General features: G+C 58.3%; 18 protein-coding genes, 1 tRNA gene and 1 pseudogene. 6 read left to right on the top strand and 14 right to left on the bottom strand.

What is annotated here, in order from left to right:
- Positions 1 to 16 precede the first annotated feature (16 nt).
- The 9 genes from rplJ to Q0677_RS14785 all read right to left on the bottom strand — a co-directional run bounded on the left by rplJ (position 17) and on the right by Q0677_RS14785 (position 5,998).
- Positions 17 to 529 (bottom strand): 50S ribosomal protein L10, encoded by a 513-nt coding sequence (gene rplJ, locus Q0677_RS14825; RefSeq protein ID WP_298911342.1) that lies wholly within the window; start codon positions 527 to 529, stop codon positions 17 to 19.
- A gap of 453 nt (positions 530 to 982) precedes the next feature.
- Positions 983 to 1,681: a 50S ribosomal protein L1 gene (gene rplA, locus Q0677_RS14820; RefSeq protein ID WP_133489710.1), complete on the bottom strand. Its 699-nt coding sequence runs from the start codon at positions 1,679 to 1,681 to the stop codon at positions 983 to 985.
- A 1-nt stretch (position 1,682) separates the two neighbouring features.
- Complete coding sequence (gene rplK, locus Q0677_RS14815; protein ID WP_133489711.1) at positions 1,683 to 2,108, bottom strand: 50S ribosomal protein L11; 426 nt, start codon at positions 2,106 to 2,108, stop codon at positions 1,683 to 1,685.
- Positions 2,109 to 2,314: 206 nt separating this feature from the next.
- The gene (locus Q0677_RS14810) at positions 2,315 to 3,142 is read right to left on the bottom strand and encodes a hypothetical protein (protein WP_298911338.1); all 828 of its coding nucleotides are present in this window, start codon (positions 3,140 to 3,142) and stop codon (positions 2,315 to 2,317) included.
- Positions 3,143 to 3,306: 164 nt separating this feature from the next.
- Positions 3,307 to 3,840: a transcription termination/antitermination protein NusG gene (gene nusG / locus Q0677_RS14805; RefSeq protein ID WP_133489712.1), complete on the bottom strand. Its 534-nt coding sequence runs from the start codon at positions 3,838 to 3,840 to the stop codon at positions 3,307 to 3,309.
- 155 nt (positions 3,841 to 3,995) lie between these two features.
- A complete protein-coding gene (gene secE / locus Q0677_RS14800; RefSeq protein WP_133489713.1) occupies positions 3,996 to 4,187 on the bottom strand; it encodes a preprotein translocase subunit SecE in 192 nt (63 codons plus the stop codon).
- A gap of 69 nt (positions 4,188 to 4,256) precedes the next feature.
- The gene (locus Q0677_RS14795; RefSeq protein ID WP_298911337.1) at positions 4,257 to 5,183 is read right to left on the bottom strand and encodes a hypothetical protein; all 927 of its coding nucleotides are present in this window, start codon (positions 5,181 to 5,183) and stop codon (positions 4,257 to 4,259) included.
- Complete coding sequence (locus Q0677_RS14790) at positions 5,171 to 5,830, bottom strand: DUF1007 family protein (RefSeq protein ID WP_298911336.1); 660 nt, start codon at positions 5,828 to 5,830, stop codon at positions 5,171 to 5,173. The genes Q0677_RS14795 and Q0677_RS14790 overlap by 13 nt, the downstream gene beginning before the upstream one ends.
- A 92-nt stretch (positions 5,831 to 5,922) precedes the next feature.
- Positions 5,923 to 5,998 (bottom strand) — tRNA-Trp (locus tag Q0677_RS14785).
- Between the two features lie 101 nt (positions 5,999 to 6,099).
- Between Q0677_RS14785 and Q0677_RS14780 the strand changes: the two genes are divergently transcribed.
- Complete coding sequence (locus Q0677_RS14780; RefSeq protein WP_298911334.1) at positions 6,100 to 6,939, top strand: hypothetical protein; 840 nt, start codon at positions 6,100 to 6,102, stop codon at positions 6,937 to 6,939.
- Between the two features lie 53 nt (positions 6,940 to 6,992).
- On the opposite strand, the gene Q0677_RS14775 is transcribed toward Q0677_RS14780, so the two are convergent.
- The 5 genes from Q0677_RS14775 to parC all read right to left on the bottom strand — a co-directional run bounded on the left by Q0677_RS14775 (position 6,993) and on the right by parC (position 13,859).
- The gene (locus Q0677_RS14775) at positions 6,993 to 7,610 is read right to left on the bottom strand and encodes a hypothetical protein (protein ID WP_298911332.1); all 618 of its coding nucleotides are present in this window, start codon (positions 7,608 to 7,610) and stop codon (positions 6,993 to 6,995) included.
- Between the two features lie 190 nt (positions 7,611 to 7,800).
- Positions 7,801 to 8,976, bottom strand: a complete 1,176-nt coding sequence (gene tuf / locus Q0677_RS14770; RefSeq protein ID WP_298911330.1) for an elongation factor Tu — start codon at positions 8,974 to 8,976, stop codon at positions 7,801 to 7,803.
- A 198-nt stretch (positions 8,977 to 9,174) separates the two neighbouring features.
- Positions 9,175 to 10,347, bottom strand: a complete 1,173-nt coding sequence (locus Q0677_RS14765; protein ID WP_298911328.1) for a M48 family metallopeptidase — start codon at positions 10,345 to 10,347, stop codon at positions 9,175 to 9,177.
- Positions 10,344 to 11,519 carry a DUF898 family protein gene (locus tag Q0677_RS14760; RefSeq protein WP_298911326.1) on the bottom strand — a complete coding sequence of 392 codons (1,176 nt, stop codon included), beginning with the start codon at positions 11,517 to 11,519 and terminating at the stop codon, positions 10,344 to 10,346. The genes Q0677_RS14765 and Q0677_RS14760 overlap by 4 nt, the downstream gene beginning before the upstream one ends.
- A 6-nt stretch (positions 11,520 to 11,525) precedes the next feature.
- Positions 11,526 to 13,859 (bottom strand): DNA topoisomerase IV subunit A, encoded by a 2,334-nt coding sequence (parC, locus tag Q0677_RS14755; protein ID WP_298911324.1) that lies wholly within the window; start codon positions 13,857 to 13,859, stop codon positions 11,526 to 11,528.
- A 132-nt stretch (positions 13,860 to 13,991) separates the two neighbouring features.
- Here parC and Q0677_RS14750 point away from each other — a divergent pair, with 132 nt between their 5' ends.
- The 5 genes and pseudogenes from Q0677_RS14750 to Q0677_RS14730 all read left to right on the top strand — a co-directional run.
- Positions 13,992 to 14,552: an SH3 domain-containing protein gene (locus tag Q0677_RS14750; RefSeq protein ID WP_298911322.1), complete on the top strand. Its 561-nt coding sequence runs from the start codon at positions 13,992 to 13,994 to the stop codon at positions 14,550 to 14,552.
- Between the two features lie 113 nt (positions 14,553 to 14,665).
- Positions 14,666 to 15,496 carry an SDR family NAD(P)-dependent oxidoreductase gene (locus Q0677_RS14745; protein ID WP_298911320.1) on the top strand — a complete coding sequence of 277 codons (831 nt, stop codon included), beginning with the start codon at positions 14,666 to 14,668 and terminating at the stop codon, positions 15,494 to 15,496.
- A 73-nt stretch (positions 15,497 to 15,569) separates the two neighbouring features.
- Positions 15,570 to 15,773 (top strand): twin transmembrane helix small protein, encoded by a 204-nt coding sequence (locus tag Q0677_RS14740; protein ID WP_133486108.1) that lies wholly within the window; start codon positions 15,570 to 15,572, stop codon positions 15,771 to 15,773.
- The gene (locus tag Q0677_RS14735) at positions 15,773 to 16,345 is read left to right on the top strand and encodes a cob(I)yrinic acid a,c-diamide adenosyltransferase (RefSeq protein WP_298911318.1); all 573 of its coding nucleotides are present in this window, start codon (positions 15,773 to 15,775) and stop codon (positions 16,343 to 16,345) included. The genes Q0677_RS14740 and Q0677_RS14735 overlap by 1 nt, the downstream gene beginning before the upstream one ends.
- Positions 16,346 to 16,603: 258 nt before the next feature.
- Positions 16,604 to 16,680, top strand: a pseudogene (locus Q0677_RS14730) (electron transfer flavoprotein subunit beta/FixA family protein); the annotation flags it as partial.

The following is a 16,680-nucleotide window of genomic DNA, read 5'->3' as shown; positions in this document are numbered from 1 at the left end:
GCTGGTCTCAGATTGCTTAAGCAGCCTTGTCTTCAATAGTAGACAAGATGGATGCGATGTTCGAAGCAGGCGCGCCAATGGCACCAGCGATGTTCGAAGCAGGTGCGCCAATACAGCCAGCGATCGAAGCAATGAGCTCTTCACGCGACGGCATAGCAGCAACGGCTTTAACACCAGCAGGGTCCAGAGCGTCCTCGCCCATAGCACCACCAAGGATCACGAGCTTCTCGTTGTCTTTGGCGTACTTATCCATGACCTTGGCCGCAGCCACAGGATCTTCGGAATAGGCAAGAACAGTCATACCCGTCAGATAGTCGGCGATCGAAGCGGCCGGCTTACCTTCAAGGGCGATTTTGGCGAGCTTGTTCTTGGCAACGCGTACAGACCCACCAGCTTCGCGCATTTGCGAACGCAGGTCCTGCATTTCAGCAACCGTGAGACCGGCGTAGTGGGCAACCACAACGACGCCAGAGCTTTCAAAGATTTGGCCGAGTTCCTCGACCACTTTTTCTTTTTGTGCTCTATCCACAGTTTCACTCCAAGTATGGAGGGTTTGACCCCTCCGGCTCATATTTTACCGAGTTTTCAAGGAAAACCCGGCAATCGGGTCCGCGATAAGGGTCCTTCGCAAAATCGCCCCAAGGCCAAGCGGCCGAGAGAATTCTTTTGTCCATTTCCCATCTCAGGCAGGAATTATGACACTTGCGCGCGGTCGCTTTTCAGCTTGGCCCACCGGCGTCACCCACCGTCTCGGACGAAACGCAAAACAGCGCACGACGAATCGCACGCTGGAATGCTCGGTCTATGTAGAATGTTTCGAGGGGTTTTCCAACCCCTAACAGGGCGCTCGGTCAAGAAACTCCGGCAGCCTTAACAAGCCGACCCTAGCACAGAATTCAGACTTCTCAAAATGCGCACACAAATCACATGCAAAAAGGGCGCCCAATCAGGACGCCCTTTTCTGAATTCACACTGAAGAAACTCAGTTACCTGTGGCGTTGTCCACGTCCAGCGTTACGCCCGGGCCCATGGTCGAGCTCAGCGAGATTTTCTTCATGTAGGTGCCTTTGGCGCCCGAGGGCTTGGCTTTCTGAACGGCGTCCACGAAGGCGCGCACGTTTTCAACCAGCTTGGCTTCGTCGAACGAGGCTTTGCCCAGGCCAGCGTGAACCACGCCACCTTTTTCAGCCTTGAACTGAACTTCGCCGCCCTTGGCAGCTTCAACAGCCGCTTTGACGTCCATGGTCACGGTGCCCACTTTGGGGTTCGGCATCAGGTTGCGCGGACCCAGAACTTTACCCAGACGGCCAACGATCGGCATCATGTCAGGGGTGGCAATGCAGCGATCGAATTCGATGGTGCCGCCCTGAATGGTTTCCATCAGGTCTTCTGCACCAACGATGTCTGCACCAGCAGCCTGAGCTTCTTCAGCTTTCGGGCCACGAGCGAAAACAGCAACGCGCATGGTTTTACCGGTGCCGTTCGGCAGGCCGATAACGCCGCGGACCATTTGGTCAGCGTGACGGGTGTCAACACCCAGCGCCATTGCGATTTCGATGGTTTCGTCGAACTTGGCGTTAGCGTTGCCCTTTACCAGCGCAACAGCGTCTTCAACGCTCAGGTTTTCTTTGCCGGCGAAGGCTTCGCGAGCGGCAGCGGTACGTTTACCCAGTTTTGCCATCTTACTTCACCTCAATGCCCATAGAGCGGGCCGAGCCCAGGATGATCTGCATCGCAGCGTCGATGTCGTTTGCGTTCAGATCTTTCATTTTTGCTTCAGCGATTTCTTTCACCTGAGCAGCGGTCACGGTGCCAACGGTCTCGCGACCGGGGTTGTTTGCACCCGACTTCAGCTTGGCAGCCTTACGCAGGAAGTACGACGCGGGGGGCGTCTTGATGTCCATCGAGAAGGACTTGTCCTGGTAATAGGTGATCACGGTCGGGCACGGCGCGCCGGGCTCCAGATCCTGCGTCTTGGCGTTGAACGCCTTGCAGAATTCCATGATGTTGATGCCGCGCTGACCCAGTGCGGGGCCGACGGGCGGGCTGGGGTTGGCTTGACCTGCAGGAACCTGCAGTTTCATCGTGCCAGCGAGTTTCTTAGCCATTTGGCTTCTCCTTTAACAACAGCTCGGGGACGCGTCCCTTCGCCTTCTCATTGCCGTGGTCTGGTTTGGCGATCGCGATCGCCGCCCCTCCCACGAAAGAATCTCGCCCGAAGGCGATGGAAGGCGTTTACGCCTGTTAACTGCCTTTGGCAAGACGTTCGCCTCAAACCTACCCAAACTCCTACTTGCATTGTGAAGTGAACACATCACTCGCACCAAGCCGAGAAGTCAGTTACGCGATAACCTTCGCCAACGGTTCCGACCCTAAGGTGTTCAGAGCCGTGCTTCACATAGCCAAAGGAACAAAACCCCAAACCGGTTCCCATGCAGGAATCCGTCTCAGGAAGCGGGTGGGGAAAGAGACCGCTCCCCCTATCATCGCCTTCACTAAGAGTTGGGTCTACGGTCCATCCTTCCGAAAAAAGAACGCGCCGTGCATCGTGTATCTCCAGATCACGAATATTCGGAACACTGACCCTACCACCACAAAAACTGTCACGATCCGAGACGTTTCCAACAATTATCAGATCGTCGTCAATGACCTGCAAATCAGCGAGTGGCATATTGGGGTATCCACCATCAAATATACGCAAACGATCACCTTCAAGCGCGTGGACCAAACCTATGTCACGCGTTGCCATATTGTTCGCATAAACAACCCCGAGAATCTTTGTTCCCTGAAAGACCGCAACATTCCCATCTCTCAAATAACAGGAACCACTCGTGCCACTCTCAGCATGCCCGACAAAACTAACAAACGTGTAACCTGCGTGCTCGATCTCTGCAGTTACCAACCAATTTCGCGTAGCAACTAATTGGCCCGCAGGAGTAAGCAATTCTTTCTCCGGCATGGTACAATGTTCGCTCGCTGGATCATCTGACCGAGCTTTTCCATCTGGTAATTCAGCAAGAGCCACGGCACTCAGCCCCTCCACCTGTGACGCAAACGTCCCTGAATCAGCATCGGCAATTCCAACAAAAGCTAAAATACAAACAAGTGAAAGAGCTGCCCTTAGAGAATGGACCTGCAGCATAAAATACTCCTATCTATAGCGACCTATACTTAGGGTCATAAGTACGGCGTAGAAGCGTAATGTCAACGCATGGCCAAACATCTGATTCATCCTCCAGCTGAAACAAAAAACGCGACGAAGACCAATGTCCTCGCCGCGTTTTTTTAATTCTCCGAAAAGTTAGATCAGCCCTGCTTCGAGACCTGCGTGTAATCCAGTTCGACCGGGGTTTCCCGACCAAAGATCGACACAGCCACCTTCAGGCGCTGGCCTTCTTCGTCCACTTCTTCGACCAGACCGTCGAAGCCTTCGAACGCGCCGTCGGTCACGGCGACTTTCTCGCCAATCTCGAAGCTGATCATCAGTTTCGGCGCTTCCGCACCTTCTTCGACGCGGCCCAGAATGCCCTGTACTTCGGCATCGCGCATCGGCATCGGACGGCCCTGCGGACCCAGGAAGCCAGTGACGCGGTTGATCGACATGATCAGGTGATAGCCCTCGTCCGACATTTCCATGTGGACCAGAACGTAACCCGGCATGAAGCGACGCTCGGTCGTGACCTTCTTGCCGCGGCGCACCTCGATGACCTCTTCGGTCGGCACCAGCACTTCGTCGATTTGGTCCTCAAGACCTTTTTCTTCGACCGAAGCACGGATTGCCTCTGCGATCTTCTTCTCGAAGTTCGACAGCACGCTTACCGAATACCACCGTTTCGCCATGTCAGCCTCTGCATTCCTGCGCCCCGAAGGGACATTTTCAATTTCGTTTCCGGGAACAAAAAATCGGCGTGCAACTTGATTCGCCACACGCCCTTCCCGAAGTGATGCCCGAACTACCCCCGAAATACGCTCATTTCAAGGGCAAAGACCGAGCGTTAGCCGAAGTAGCCCAGCACCGCGGACAGACCGCTGCGGATGCCAAGGTCCACAAGCGAAAAGAACAATGCCGTAAGAGCAGCCAGCACGAACACCATGCCGGTGGTCAACATAACCTCACGGCGGGTCGGCCAGGTGACTTTGGACACCTCGGCGCGCACTTGCTGGATGAATTGCAACGGATTGGTCATCTGTTTTCGGCCTTTCATATGATAGCCGGTCAATTACGCAATGCGCACGGGGTTTTCAAGCCTTCACCGTCAAACCACGCCTAAAAGGCCCAAAGCGACGATCACAACCAGCGCGCCAGCAGCGATTTCCAGCAGTGGGACCGCGCGTGCGGCCATTGTTCCGCCACCCTCAAGAAGCCCCGCCAGAAGCCCTCCGCGCAGGCCAACGGCCGCCATGGCGGTCACGATAGTGACGCTGGCAGTTCCCAGCGCCATCGCGACGACGCCAAGGATGCCCTGCCAGACCAGTCCCATCTGCCATGTCAGCACCAGAAGGAACAGCGCACCGGTGCAGGGACGAATGGCGACGCCTGCGATCAGAACGGCTAACTCGCGCCAGTTTCCAGCGGCTTCCACGTCATGCAGACCCGGCGCATGCGCGTGGCCGCAGTCGTGGCAATGGGTGTGTTCGTCATGGCGGTCATGGCTATGCGAATGGTCATGCGAATGAGCTTCGTTTCTAGATACCCGGTACAGCTTCCGCGCCCCGCGCACCAGCAGATAGACGCCAATCAAAGCAATCGCCGCATAGCTCGCATCTGCAAACCACTCCTCGGCCAGTCCGACCATTTGCTGACGCGTTAGGTTCAAGACCAGTACGCCCGCAAACACCAACAATATGGCGCTGAGTCCCTGCGCAAGCGAGGACAGCAGAGCCACCGTCGACATCCGCCACATGGTCGCGCGCGAGGCCAGAGAATACCCGCCGATCAACACCTTACCGTGCCCCGGCCCGACTGCGTGAAAGAACCCGTAGGAAAAGCAGATGGTCAAAAGCGCAAGCAACGCGCCCGGCTCCCCTGCCCTGAGTGCGCGCAATCCGCGTGCCATCGAGGTCTGCACTTGCCGCTGCCAATCTGCGGCCCATGCCGACACACCCTCCAACGCGCCGGTGGCCCACAGCGCGACACCGACCACCAGAATGACAAGGGACAGGATCGAGATTACTCGGAGCATGTCAGCAACAACTGATCCGCAAACAAATCGCCCACTTCGGGATAGCTGTCTTCCGAGTACTCAACACTGTCTGGGCCATAAAGCAGGCTTTCAACCTTGTCGTAGGCGGCGTTCAGATCAGCTGGCACCTGCTCGACCGTGCAGTCATCCCGGCCCTGAACGGTGACGGGCAGAACCACGTCATAGGCCACAAAAAAGGTGGGGTCGTAGATCTGTACCAACAGGGGATCAGCGCCGACCGTCAGACGCGTATCCAGCGGGCGGATATGCCAACTGATCACGCGCCCATCCTCGTAGCGCATGCCATGCTCGACCGGCCCGGAAAGCGCCACGTCAGCGTCCGCAGTCTTCAGATAGAGATCACCGGGAAAACCCGCCGCCCAGTCCACGTCCTGACCCGCATAGGCGTCCAACGCAGCCTGTTCGGGAATGCCATCCCCGTCCGCATCCAGACCGTTATCTTCGACCAGCAGAAGCGAATAGAACTCGTCATAGGCCCAGAACACCCGTACCCCGGCCAGTTGCCCCGCGTCGTCGAACAACAGATTCGCGCCGGCATCGATGAACACATGCGGGTGGCTGGCCAATGGCAAAGCCGAGGCCGCAATCACCGGAAGGGACAGGCAGGTCGAACGCAGAAAAGTCATACTATGGCATGTAGCGCGGACCACGCAGCTCGACAACAGCCACAGGACCGCTAAGCGAGGCTTCGCTGGATCGTCTATGTTGGTGAAGGTGGTGGCAGGGGCAGCAGGGTTCGAACCCGCGACCTACGGTTTTGGAGACCGTCGCTCTACCAACTGAGCTATACCCCTAGGACCGAGACAGCGATTATGCCAGCGCGCCCGGATTATCAAGAGCTTTCGTTGACATTTTTGGTGCTATCTTCCACGTAAGTCCAAAAACAGGTTCCGCAATGACCGATCCAGCAATTTTCAAAGACGCCCCGTGGGACGCGCTTGACCCGGCCCTGCTGGCGCAAGCGGCAAAGGTGCCGACCATGTTGGCCCCGGCAGAGCAGCGCTTTTATTTCTGGGCCACGTCTGAATGGATGCTGGACAAAGGCGCCGTCGTTGATCTGGGCTGCTACGTCGGCGGATCGACCGCGCGATTGGCGGCAGGGCACCAACATGCGGGCCACTCTGGCCTGATCCACGCCTTTGACCGGTTCGGCGTCAACGAAGCCGCCAAAGAACACTTCCTGTACCCACGTGGGATCGCTCCATTTGAGGGCACCAAAACGCTGGACTTGGCGATCGACCTTCTGACCCCTTGGACCGAGCGTATCTCGCTGCATCCGGGCCAGATCGAGGACCAGATCTGGGAAGATGGTCCGATCGAGATCCTCGTCATGGATGCCTCAAAATCCACGCGGACGATGGACGCGATGACGCGCACCTTCTTTCCGTCGCTGATCCCCGGTCGTGCGCTGGTGGTACAGCAGGACTATCTGTTCTGGCGCTTGCCTTGGATCGCAATCCAGATGGAGCTTCTGGCCGACTATTTCACTCCGGTCGCCTGCGTGCCCGGGCACACGTTGGTCTTTCTGAACACCAAGCAGATCGACGACACTGCGCTGAAACTGGGAATGGTCGCGCCGCTGTCCCACGAGCAACGACTGGAGCTTCTAGAGCGCGCCAAACACCGCTTGATTACCGCGGGTTTTGAGGTCGAACAGCCAATGAACGCGCTGATCGAAACACAAGTCAAAAACCCACATGCGCAACACGCGCGACACATCCCCCAGAAGACGTGAAGCCGCGTTCGGCGCAACTGTTGCGACTGCCCCTTACGCGCCCATGCCGCCACTTATGCAGGAACTGGATCAAGCTTCAAAACAAGCTCGTCCGACCTGTACTTTCCCTGCCGCAAATATCCGGGCTTGCTAACTTCTGGATACCGTTCAGCCCAATCCCGGTAGCGATCATTCGTGACGATCTGGCAGCTATAACTCCGCGCAGCCCGTAAAATCGCCTCATCCGCGATCGTCCCTTTGGGCACGACGATGACGGAATTCTTCGGCAGCCCCAGCCTCTGCTCGAACTCTCGTTCGCCGATGTATTTTCCCAGCAGCAGGTAACCTGCATTCGCATCGAAGAAGAAACGTGGTGCATATCCAAGCTGTGTCAGGTGCTCAACAACATCGCGAAGCGGCTTTGGGCTGGGGGTGTTATCCTTCCAATACATCACGTTCGAGCCGTCGACGACCACACGCGGCTTCACTTGCCGCTTCGCCCGCGGCGAGGTTCGTTTTGCGCGCCCATCTTTCGACTGCAGCGTCCTTAGAAGCGCAAACAGGCTTGCCGCGAATACCGGCGCAGAGATGATCAGATAGTCGGCCCAATCAGCGAAAAGAAACGTGGCGAGGGTGAAAAGGCCGGAGAACACCGTTGCGACATAGTAAATTGTCAAAAAGAGCTTCTGCATATTCGTGTCCGTTCAAAATTCCCAACACGCTTAAATTGAACACCTATAAGTTTCAATATCTCTCAATGCCCCCCAAACACAAAAAGGGCGCTCCTGCGAGCGCCCCTTTCTTAGTCTTCAGTCTCTCAGGCTCTCGGGACATTCGCGCCGAGGCGCGAATACCCTGTCGCCATAAGAACGCTAGGCGTTCTTATTCAACGATTTTCGAGACAACGCCCGAACCAACGGTGCGGCCGCCTTCACGGATCGCGAAGCGCAGCTTCTCTTCCATGGCGATCGGAGCGATCAGTTCAACGTTGAACTTCAGGTTGTCGCCCGGCATGACCATCTCGGTGCCAGCAGGCAGTTCAACAGTACCGGTCACGTCGGTGGTACGGAAGTAGAACTGCGGACGGTAGTTCGCGAAGAACGGGGTGTGACGGCCGCCTTCTTCCTTGGTCAGGATGTAGACCTCGGCTTCGAACTTGGTGTGCGGGGTTACCGAACCCGGCTTACACAGAACCTGGCCACGCTCAACTTTCTCACGGTCGATACCGCGCAGCAGAACACCAACGTTGTCGCCTGCTTCACCGCGATCCAGCAGCTTGCGGAACATTTCAACACCGGTACAGGTGGTTTTCTGAGTGTCTTTGATGCCAACGATTTCGATCTCGTCACCAACGTTCACAACGCCACGCTCAACACGGCCGGTTACAACGGTACCGCGGCCCGAGATCGAGAACACGTCTTCGATCGGCAGCAGGAAGTCGCCGTCAACCGGACGATCCGGGGTCGGGATGTACTCGTCCACAGCAGCCATCAGCTCGCGGATTTTGTTCTCACCGATTTCCGGGTTGTTGCCTTCCATAGCGGCCAGAGCCGAACCAGCGATGATCGGCATGTCGTCGCCCGGGAAGTCGTATTCGTTCATCAGTTCACGAACTTCCATCTCAACCAGCTCGAGCAGCTCTTCGTCGTCAACCTGGTCAACTTTGTTCATGAAAACAACCAGCGCAGGTACACCAACCTGACGCGCCAGCAGGATGTGCTCGCGGGTCTGCGGCATGGGGCCGTCAGCTGCGTTCACAACCAGAATGCCGCCGTCCATCTGGGCCGCACCGGTGATCATGTTCTTGACGTAGTCGGCGTGGCCGGGGCAGTCAACGTGTGCGTAGTGACGGTTCTCGGTCTCGTACTCAACGTGTGCGGTCGAGATCGTGATGCCGCGGGCTTTCTCTTCCGGCGCGCCGTCAATCTGATCATAGGCTTTGAAGTCACCAAAATACTTGGTGATCGCTGCCGTCAGCGTCGTCTTGCCGTGGTCAACGTGACCAATCGTGCCGATGTTAACGTGCGGTTTACCGCGTTCAAACTTTTCCTTAGCCATAAAGCCCTACGCCTCGTGTCTGAGGGGGTCACAGACCCCGTGGTTCAATATCGCGCGCTAGCTATAGCTTTGGCGAAAGAAAATCAAGGCTTGCGTAAGGCCCAAGGCAAGGAAATGTAACAATCCGGCAGCCGCAAATCGCACCAGCGGTTTTTTCGTCGGGTTGCCAAGGGGTTGGCCTTCGCTGCCCAACACCTGTCAATCAGGCTTTTGCCACGGCTTTTTCGATGGCGCCGGGCCGTCTGACGACGAAGTTTCCCGGCCACCGCACACAGTCTGCAAATCGCGCCACGATTGCGCATCCAGAATCGTGTCATAATCGCGGGTGGGATCCACCGCATCCTGCGCCGCCGAGATCCGGTCCGTCATCTGCGGGTGCGAGGCGAAATGTGCCACGATCCCTTCGGCGTCCCCGTGTTCTTCATGCAAACGCTCAAAGAAAGTGCCCAGCGCCTCGGGTGAGATATTGGCCTGCGCCAAAAGGTCATGGGCATAGTCATCCGCCCGCGCCTCGGCCGCCTGACTGTAGGACGCATTGATCAGCTGGTTGGCGATGAACAGCGCGACGGTGCCACCCGCAAAATCCCCAAAGAGAAGCCCCAACACCCCAAGCGATCCGGCGGATCGCAGCGCGTCTCGGGTGGGATCGCGATAGACCACATGGCCGATCTCGTGCGCCAAGACCGCGGCGACCTCGTCTGGATTTTCTGCCTCTTCCAGTAGCCCGCGGAAAAAGACCAACCGCCCACCCGGCAGTGCGAAGGCATTGACCATCGGGTGGTCCAGAATGTGGATCTTGACCTCATAGGGCAGATCCGCGTCGGGGTTCAGTCGCGTATACATGGCCTGCATCGCGTCGGTGCCCGCTGGATCCTCGCAGATGCGAACGCCACCCAACCCGGTCTCGTCCAGTGCCACGCGGATTTGCTCGAACGTAGTGTCACCCAGCGCTTTCTCGCCCTCGGGCGGCAGGATTTCCGCAAGCTGTGTCGCCATAAGCGGCACCAGAAGGAAGATGATCACTGCGACCGAGGCGACAGCCCCACCAGCCCACAGCAGCACCTTGGACAGAGGCGTCGCGTGATCGCGTTTCCCCAGCGATTTGGCGTTCCGGGTTACAACCTTCTGCATCTCTTGATCCGCCAGATAGAGCCGCGTCAGCGGGTCCCCCTGATGCGACAGCACCATGAGGCGCCGGTCCGCCTGATCGCGCACACGACGCAGGGTGTTCCAGCCCCATGTGATCTGCGCGCCATCGGGCATGCCGATGATCAACGCCTCGGGATAGCAGGCGATCTGCACACGGGTCAGATGAGCCCGTTCGCCCCGCGCCAGATCGGCGAAGACCCAGTTCACGTCCTGCCCCGTCATATCGCGGCCCCTACATCCAGCGCCTCGGCAAAGCCCTCGGCCTCGGCGAACTCGTCACGGTCACGCTGGACGATCTGTGCGATGTTCTGCGTGTTTACGACCTCAGTCACTTCCGCGAAATGTTGGGCAAGAGGCAGCGTGATCCATGCATGCGTCATAGCGCGGGTCAGGATGATGAACAGGAAATAGATCAGCACCCCGACTGGAACCAAGGCGGTTGCCGCCATGTCCATGTCGTCAAGATTGATGTTTTCCAGATCAGTCGTGCCGACGGCAAGACCTAGGGCCATGAAGGCGACCAAGAACACCCCCGACAGGACGATGTTCATCATCAAACCGCCCAGCGCGTAGATGCCGATGATCCGCCATGGGCGCGGCTTGGCGGTGAACTGCATGTCGCCCAGCTGTTTCGCCTCGGTCATGCGCTTGAAGCTTTCGGCCCTCCAATAGGCCCAGCCATAAATCAGCCACGGCCCAGACAGCAGATAAACAAGCACCCAAGCCGGGTTTTCATAAAGGGCAAGCATCACCGTCGCAGCGGCACTTAGTCCAAGCGCATAATAGACATGACGCATGGCCCCAAACAGCAGACCCTTAGACCCGCCCTGCACGAACCGCCGATCCCCATAGAAGGTGCGCGAGACGCGGTATTTTTCCAGCCACAGCGTTGTCAGCGGCCATGTCAGGCCCGCGGTGCAAAGGGTCGCGATCCAGTGGACCATCGACCGCCAGCTATAGCCCCATGCGCCGGGCTCCAGCCCGAAGCGGATGCCGCGCCAGCGGGTGCGGGCCAGAATATAGCGGCGGGCACGATACTGCGCGAAGAAGATGATCGGGGTGAGGCCTAGAAAGCTGAGCCCATAGGCCGCGAAGTTGGCATTAAGCAGCGCAAAGCTGAAATACATCAGGATCAGGTTCACAACCCCGATGTAGAAGGCCATGAAGACCACGGCGACCAGAAAGCCCAGAAGCTTCTCCAGCGGATCTCCAACATATTCCAGTGGTGCCCCGCCCGGGCGAATGGCGCTCCAGTAATAGCGGCGCAGGCGGGTCTTGGCCCAGAAACGATAAAACCCAAGCGTCAAAACCGTCAGGATGCCGGTGCGCAGGGCCAGCCAGAATACCGGCCCCTTTTCACCTGCATATGAGATCTTCAGAGTACTGGGCGGCACACCGGATCACTCGAACTTGTTGTTACGCGGGAAGCCGTGGGGCGGCGCTTTGCCGACACCAGCACGCTTACCCAGCCAAGGCGACATATCGCTTTCGGTGCGGGTGCGGTCGCCGGTGGCGGGCCAGGACAGGCCCTCTTCCAGATTGAAAGTCTTCACATCCGACAGACCGCCGTCCAGCTCCAATATCCCCTGCTTTCCACGGGCCGAGTTGTACTTCTGCAACCGGACGCCTTTGCCGCGCGTCATCTCGTTGATCTCGGCCACCGGGAAGACAAGCAGGCGCCGGTTCTCCGAGATGATAGCCACGTGATCACCAGCAATCGGCGCACAGATCTTGGCGGTCGCGTCACCCACATTCAGAACCTGCTTGCCGTTTTTGGTCTGGGCCAGCACGTCGTTTTCGTTGACGATGAACCCGTTCCCCTCGTTCGAGGCGACCAGCAGCTTGCGATCTGGGGTGTGGATGAACAGGTCCACGATCTCGGCCTCGTTCGGCAGATCGACCATCAGACGCAGAGGTTCGCCCATACCGCGCCCGCCGGGCAGGTTGGCGCAAGAAATGGTGAAGAACTTGCCGTTGGAATCGAATGCCAGAAGACGGTCGGTGGTTTCCGCGTGGAAGATGAAACGCGGGCCGTCGCCGTCGCGGAATTTCAGCTCGCGAGTCAGGTCGATATGACCTGACATGGCGCGGATCCAGCCCATCTGCGAGCAGACCACGGTAATCGGCTCGCGCTCGATCATGGCTTCAAGCGGCACCTCTTCGACTTCGCCGGCTTCGGCGAACTGAGTGCGACGGGCGCCGCCCTCGAAGACCTTGCCAAACAGCTTCTTCGATTCTTTCAGCTGCTCAGAAATCTTGCCCCATTGCAGGTCTTCATTGTCCAGAAGATCCTCAAGCGCGGCACGTTCTTCCATCAGCGTGTCACGCTCGCGGACCAGCTCGATTTCTTCAAGGCGGCGCAAGCTGCGCAGACGCATGTTCAGGATCGCATCTGCCTGAACCTCGGACAGCTCGCCTTCGCCGGGGGCAGGGCTGACATAGTCGTCTTCCGACATGGCGCGGACGTGCTCGATCCCCCAATCTTCGCGCATCAACGCGGCTTTGGGATCATCGTCATAACGGATAATGTCGATCACCCGGTCAAGGTTCAGGAAGGCAACGATGAAGCCCTCAAGCACTTCAAGACGGTGGTCGATCTTGTCCATCCGGTGACGCGATCGGCGTTGCAACACATCGCGGCGGTGATCAAGGAACGCGCGCAGCACTTCCTTCATCGAACAGACCTTCGGCGTCACCCCGTCGATCAGCACGTTCATGTTCAGGCTGAATCGCGTCTCGAGGTCCGAGTTGCGATACATCAGCCCCATCAGAAGCTCGGGATCGACGTTCTTGGACTTTGGCTCAAGCACGATACGGATGTCATCAGCACTTTCGTCACGGATGTCGCCCAGAATCGGAACTTTCTTGGTCTGGATCAACTCGGCGATCTTCTCGATCAGCTTCGACTTCTGAACCTGATACGGGATCTCGGTCACAACGATCTGCCATTGCCCGCGGCCAAGATCCTCGATCTCGTGTTTACAGCGCAGACGGAAGGAACCACGGCCCGTGCGATAGGCAGTGGCGATGTTTTCCTTTGGCTCGACTATCACGCCGCCGGTCGGGAAGTCCGGGCCGGGCACATAGTTCAGAAGCGTGTCGTCGCGCGCGTCCGGCGTCTTGATCAGATGCAGACAGGCATCGATCAGTTCCGAGATATTATGCGGCGGAATGTTGGTCGCCATCCCCACCGCGATGCCTGATGAACCGTTGGCCAACAGATTCGGAAACTCTGCCGGTAAAACAACCGGCTCGGTCAGGCGACCATCATAGTTATCGCGATAGTCGACCGCGTTCTCGTCCAGACCTTGCAACATTGCCTCGGCAACGAAGGTCATGCGCGCTTCCGTATAGCGGCTGGCGGCAGGGTTATCGCCGTCGATATTGCCAAAGTTCCCCTGCCCGTCGACCAGCGGATAGCGCACTGCGAAATCCTGCGCCAAACGTGCCATCGCATCATAGATCGCGGCATCCCCGTGCGGGTGAAAATCCCCCATCGTATCGCCGGAAATCTTAGCCGATTTCAGGAACTTGCCATTCGAGGCCAGCTTCAGGCGGCTCATCGCATACAGGATGCGGCGATGCACAGGTTTCAGGCCGTCACGAGCATCCGGCAAAGCGCGGTGCATAATGGTCGACAGCGCATAAGTCAGATAGCGATCACCAATGGCGCGGCGTAGCGGTTCGGCCAGCTCGCTGCCCTTGATCTCGGAATTGTCAGTTACGTCATTCATGCATTTGGTGTATCCTTGAGGAGGACTCGCGTAAAGCTGCCATGCGGGTTTCTTGGGGGAAAATCATATTACATTCCCCGCGATATTTTATGAGCACGAGATATTAACTGGTGATGATTTAAGGGGGATACTATGGGTATTGTACGTATGTCATTATTGACGGTCGGCGTGATGGGCGTCGCCATGATGCATTATGGACGGGACGACGGTCTGCCAACCGATCGGATCGGCCGCGAGCCTGACGTGAAACAAGACAGCATCGTTGCGGTGTCCGCGAAACTGGCAGAAACGCCCGTCAGCGCTGTTGTGCCTATTGTGGCCACAGCACCAGTCGAAGCACCTGCACCGACCAGCCTTGTGATCAAAGCCGCCGCCGTTGCCGGCGACCCGAACAGCCCCGCAGCGCAGGCCGAAGAAGCTGCGCGCCTGATGGCGGCCAGCGCCCCGGCCCCGACACCCACTGCGCCCGAAGCGGCCACAGACGACGCGGACTTCCCCACCCTGTTCGTCAGCGGCAGCACCGTGAATATGCGTGGCGGTCCTTCGACCCAATTCGGCGTGGTGACGCGCCTGACCCGCGGCACCGAAGTGCTGGAAACCGGTCAGACCGAAAACGGCTGGAGCCAGATCAAAGTGGTCGAGACCGGCACGCGCGGGTTCATCGCCTCGAAATTCCTGAAGCCGCAACTTTAATAAGCGGCCCTTCCCTTAAGAGTTCCACTGGGCGCCCTTTGTGGCGCCTCTTTTTTTGTTGACCCCCGCCGCAGCAACCCCGTACCCCTTCCCGGGCGAGGCAGGAGACACATATGACCCAGAAATCCATCCTGATCACCGGATGTTCTTCCGGCATCGGCCACGACGCAGCCTATACACTTGCCAAGCGCGGCTGGCGCGTTTTTGCCACCTGCCGCAAGGAAGAAGATTGCGAACGGCTGCGCAATGAGGGGCTTGAAAGCCTGCGCCTGGACCACGCCGACGAGGCCAGCATGGATGCTGCCGTGACCGAGGTGCTGTCGCGCACTGGCGGCACGCTGGACGCGCTGTTCAACAACGGCGCCTATGCCATCCCCGGCGCGGTCGAGGATCTGCCCACCGACGCCCTGCGCACCATCTTCGAGACCAACTTCTTCGGGTATCACCACCTGACTCGCCTGATCCTGCCCGTCATGCGCAAGCAGGGGCATGGCCGCGTGATCCACAACTCATCCGTGCTGGGCTTTGCCGCAATGCCGTGGCGCGGGGCCTATGTCTCGTCCAAATTCGCGCTTGAAGGATTGATGGACACCTTACGGCTTGAAATGCGCGGCATGCCAATCGACATCATCCTGATCGAGCCCGGCCCGGTAACCACCAAGATCCGCCAAAACGCCCAACCGCATTTCGAGCGCTGGATCGACTGGGAAAACAGCCCACGCCGGAACCTTTATGCGAAACTACGCGAGCGCCTGTATGACGACAGCGGTGATTTGGACAGGTTCGAACTGCCCCCGTCTGCCGTGACAAAAAAGCTGATCCACGCGCTGGAGCACCCCAAGCCGAAGCCGCGCTACTATGTCACCACGGCCACCTATATTGCAGGCATCGGCAGACGACTTCTGTCGACACGCGTGGGCGACCGACTGACGCCCAACGGCTGACTGCGCCCAAATGCCCCTCGCAAATCGGGGGGAATGCGACTATCTGATGGCGGACACGTAAGAAAGAGACATCATGGCCGACGATCCCCTGTTCATCCTCGTAGTGCTGTCCTGCGCTGCCGTTCTGATCATCCTGATGCTGGGCATTGGGTCGTTTGGGGTCGGTGGCAAAGTTGCCCATAAACACTCGAATCGCCTGATGCGCTGGCGGATCGGGGCGCAGGCCGTGGCCATCGCGCTGATCCTGCTGTTTGTCTGGCTGCGCGGAGGAAACTGATGGTTGTTCTGAACAAGATTTACACGCGAACCGGCGACAAAGGCGAAACGGCGTTGGGTGATGGCTCGCGCCGCCCCAAGCATGACGCGCGCGTCGACGCCTATGGCACCGTGGATGAAACCAATGCCACAATCGGGATGGCCCGCCTGCACGCCGACGGTGACATGGACGCAGCACTTGCCCGCATCCAGAACGACCTGTTTGATCTGGGCGCGGACCTCTGCCGCCCCGACATGGCCAAAGACGCCGAAGCCGAATACCCGCCGCTGCGTATGGCACAAGAACAGGTGGATCGACTGGAAGCCGAGATCGACGCGATGAACAAGGCGCTGGAACCGCTGCGCAGCTTCATCCTGCCCGGCGGCTCGGCCCTTGCCGCCCACCTGCACCTGACCCGCACCGTATCGCGCCGCGCCGAACGTCTGGCAACTGAACTGGCCACGTTTGAGGATGTGAACCCTGTGGCCATCAAATACCTGAATCGCCTGTCCGACTGGTGCTTCGTCGCCGCACGCGTGACGAATGACGGCGGCAAAGCGGACGTGCTGTGGGTTCCGGGGGCGAATCGCTAGCCCCCAGCGCCCCTTAGGCTGGCCCAATTAAAGAGAGTAGAAACCGATTCCGACCGGTCTCGGATCGCAATGGGCGTCGAGCACCCGCTCTTAGTGCTCTCGGCAACATTCTTGCAAAGAATCCCCCGCAAAACGAAAGAACGCGACGTCCGTGGACCCGGACGTGACGATTTTGCGCTGTTTTCACATGCAGCATTTCGGTAAACGTGTCGCGAGAGCATTACCGCCCCCCGTGGGCATAACTGGGAGATACCGCTGATGAAGGTGCTAGTGCCTGTGAAGCGCGTGATCGACTATAACGTGAAGGTTCGTGTGAAAGCGGACGGGACCGGTGT

Source organism: uncultured Aliiroseovarius sp. (assembly GCF_947492455.1).
Lineage (GTDB): Bacteria > Pseudomonadota > Alphaproteobacteria > Rhodobacterales > Rhodobacteraceae > Aliiroseovarius.
This window is presented reverse-complemented; position numbering and strand designations above follow the sequence as displayed.

Coding starts and splice junctions, on each gene's coding strand:
- secE (WP_133489713.1), bottom strand. CDS start 4,187: ATGACCAATCCGTTGCAATTCATCCAGCAAGTGCGCGCCGAGGTGTCC.
- parC (WP_298911324.1), bottom strand. CDS start 13,859: ATGAATGACGTAACTGACAATTCCGAGATCAAGGGCAGCGAGCTGGCC.
- Q0677_RS14775 (WP_298911332.1), bottom strand. CDS start 7,610: ATGCAGAAGCTCTTTTTGACAATTTACTATGTCGCAACGGTGTTCTCC.
- Q0677_RS14735 (WP_298911318.1), top strand. CDS start 15,773: ATGGTTGTTCTGAACAAGATTTACACGCGAACCGGCGACAAAGGCGAA.
- nusG (WP_133489712.1), bottom strand. CDS start 3,840: ATGGCGAAACGGTGGTATTCGGTAAGCGTGCTGTCGAACTTCGAGAAG.
- rplK (WP_133489711.1), bottom strand. CDS start 2,108: ATGGCTAAGAAACTCGCTGGCACGATGAAACTGCAGGTTCCTGCAGGT.
- Q0677_RS14810 (WP_298911338.1), bottom strand. CDS start 3,142: ATGCTGCAGGTCCATTCTCTAAGGGCAGCTCTTTCACTTGTTTGTATT.
- rplA (WP_133489710.1), bottom strand. CDS start 1,681: ATGGCAAAACTGGGTAAACGTACCGCTGCCGCTCGCGAAGCCTTCGCC.
- Q0677_RS14790 (WP_298911336.1), bottom strand. CDS start 5,830: ATGACTTTTCTGCGTTCGACCTGCCTGTCCCTTCCGGTGATTGCGGCC.
- Q0677_RS14740 (WP_133486108.1), top strand. CDS start 15,570: ATGGCCGACGATCCCCTGTTCATCCTCGTAGTGCTGTCCTGCGCTGCC.
- Q0677_RS14745 (WP_298911320.1), top strand. CDS start 14,666: ATGACCCAGAAATCCATCCTGATCACCGGATGTTCTTCCGGCATCGGC.
- tuf (WP_298911330.1), bottom strand. CDS start 8,976: ATGGCTAAGGAAAAGTTTGAACGCGGTAAACCGCACGTTAACATCGGC.
- Q0677_RS14795 (WP_298911337.1), bottom strand. CDS start 5,183: ATGCTCCGAGTAATCTCGATCCTGTCCCTTGTCATTCTGGTGGTCGGT.
- Q0677_RS14780 (WP_298911334.1), top strand. CDS start 6,100: ATGACCGATCCAGCAATTTTCAAAGACGCCCCGTGGGACGCGCTTGAC.
- Q0677_RS14765 (WP_298911328.1), bottom strand. CDS start 10,347: ATGACGGGGCAGGACGTGAACTGGGTCTTCGCCGATCTGGCGCGGGGC.
- Q0677_RS14750 (WP_298911322.1), top strand. CDS start 13,992: ATGGGTATTGTACGTATGTCATTATTGACGGTCGGCGTGATGGGCGTC.